The sequence below is a fragment of the Clostridium lacusfryxellense genome, from assembly GCF_018861735.1.
Taxonomy (GTDB): Bacteria; Bacillota; Clostridia; order Clostridiales; family Clostridiaceae; genus Clostridium_AD; species Clostridium_AD lacusfryxellense.
The window spans coordinates 1-2,420 of the sequence record NZ_JAHLEB010000122.1; the positions used below are offsets into that span (position 1 = coordinate 1).

General features: G+C 31.9%; 1 protein-coding gene and 1 pseudogene. Both read right to left on the reverse strand.

From position 1 onward, the window contains the following. Positions 1-466: 466 nt before the first annotated feature. Positions 467-2,014, reverse strand: a complete 1,548-nt coding sequence (locus KPL55_RS25460; RefSeq protein WP_216309547.1) for an extracellular solute-binding protein — start codon at positions 2,012-2,014, stop codon at positions 467-469. 72 nt (positions 2,015-2,086) lie between these two features. Beyond that, positions 2,087-2,420, reverse strand: a pseudogene (locus KPL55_RS25465) (ABC transporter permease); the annotation flags it as partial.

Sequence of the window (2,420 nt, forward strand, 5' to 3'; positions counted from 1 at the left end):
CTTTTTTACCATCGTTCGTCTTTTGAAACGGTTTTTTTGTTGTGCAAAAAATTAATCTAAATAACTTTAAACAAATTTAAATTAAATAGTTGACTTTAACTAGCTGGTCTTTTATTAAATTGTTCTAACATCTTTATTATACTTTCTAAATAAAGCTCTTGTATATAACACTCTTTTGCTCAAGAAACCCACTATCAGTAACTGTTTACATCCACTTTTTATATTGATGCAAAATAGTTTCATCTTATAAACACGTTATAACCAGAATTTTATATTAGATATTAGTCCAGTAAATGGAATTTCTTTAAACTCGCTGGGTGTAACATTTTATACAATTACTAATAAAACACCACATGCAGTTTACCTTAGCAAATAGCAGTAAAAAAGCGTCGAAATTAGTGCCTTCGACGCTTTTTTACTGTTATTTAGAATATTTAAACCGTGCTAATAATTATCTTAAGTATTATTATTTAGCTACTGACATCTTCTTATCATAAGCATCTGATATTTCTTTGACCCATTTCAAATAATCTGCATCCGTTTTTAATTTAGCAACATAAGCATCCCATGTTGCTATTGGCTCAGCCCCAAGCATTACCTTCATAAATGTCTCAGAATATTTTTTATTGTAATCTGCTCCAATTTTTGACTCAGTGTCTGAATATAAACCAACATTAGGACTTGGTATACTAATCTTAGCTTTTTCGTCTATAATTTTCTTATTTCTATCTAGCTCAAGTGGAGTTGTTCCTGCCATTGATGCAGTCTGATATTTATCATATTTTTGAGATACATTTGTCATAGTTCCAACAAGATCTATTTTTGCCTGTGGCAAAACAGTATATTTATCTCCTGACTTATTAAAATGTACACCTTCTACACCATATTTAGCTAGTTCCCATCCCTCGTTACTTACACAGAAATCATAAAACGCCATTATTTTCTTCATTTTATCCTCTTTAACAGTTTTAGGAATAACAAACCCTCCAAATGAACCTCCACTCCTGCCTATATACTTACCGTTATTAGAAGATAAAGCGATTAATGGAAGAGTTTCAGCATTAGGAACGGTTTTCTTTATTGTTGCATCATATACCGTAGTTTTTTGCATTGGACTAAAGCTTATACCTGATTTACTTGCCATTACTATTTCGCTTTCTTGTTCTGGTTTTAAAACTGCTATATCTTTATGAATTAATCCTTCTAAATATGCTTTTCTTAACCAAACAAGAGCATCTCTAGTACTAGTATCTGTCCACATCTGGGCCATTTTCTTGTTTTTGTCAAGTTTAAATCCATCATTACCTGCACCATTAAATATAGATACAACTTCTTTTAATGAACCTAGATCGCCATCATTTACATAACCAGCAAATCCAACAGTATCTTTTTTACCATTTTTATCTGGGTCATCATTAGTAAATGCCTTCATTACTGCATACAGATCATCCATTGTTTCAGGAACTTTTAACCCAAGATTGTCTAACCAATCTTTACGTACATTTAATTGCCCTGCAGATTGACCATCAAGTGGTCTTGGTCTTGGCATCATATAATTTTTGCCATCAGCTAATTTTGTATTTTCCCATATTTCTGCTGGAAGTGCAGCTAAGTTTTTATAATCTTTATAGTACTTACCTACTTCCCAAAATGCACCTTGAGATGTCATGCTTCGCCATTGAGCGTTATATGTCTCTAAGTCCAAAGTCATATCTGGCATATCTCCAGATGCAAGAGTAACACTAAGTTTTTCATTATAACTATTACCCGCAACCCAAGTTATATCTAACTTAGTATTAGTCCTCTTTTCAAATTCCTTTACAATGACATTATCATTAGCAATAGGACCTGTACTATAAAATACACTCATAATAGAAATTGGAGTTGGTTCTTCTTTTCCACCGTCAACCACTGCTGCTTTTTTGGTTCCACATCCTGCCAAAAGTGATAATGTAATTGTTGTCATAACCATAATTGAAATTATTCTTTTAAAAAATTTAGTATTTCTGTTCATTTTAGTAATCCCCCTTATTATTTTATTAATATCTATTTTAACGGTTAAACCGATAAAAACTATTTTCATATTTTATCCCTTAACGGACCCAAGCATTACTCCTTTTGTGAAGTGCTTTTGTAAGAACGGATAAACACACATTATTGGTACAGTAGCAATTATAATTGCTGCCATTTTTAATGATTGTGGATTTACAATCTGTGCTGCCGCATCTGGATTTCCAGCCCCTTGTGATGAAGTATCAACTAAAAGAACATTTAATACAATTTGTAGTGGCCATTTTTTAAAATCATTTATATATAAAATAGCATTAAAAAATGTATTCCAGTAAGTCACTGCGAAGAACAGTCCAAAAGTAGCCATTGCAGGCAATGATAATGGTAATATTACTCTAGAAAAAACTTGA

Bases quoted from the DNA above. Each gene is read 5' to 3' on its own strand.
- KPL55_RS25460 (WP_216309547.1), bottom strand. From the start codon at position 2,014: ATGAACAGAAATACTAAATTTTTTAAAAGAATAATTTCAATTATGGTT.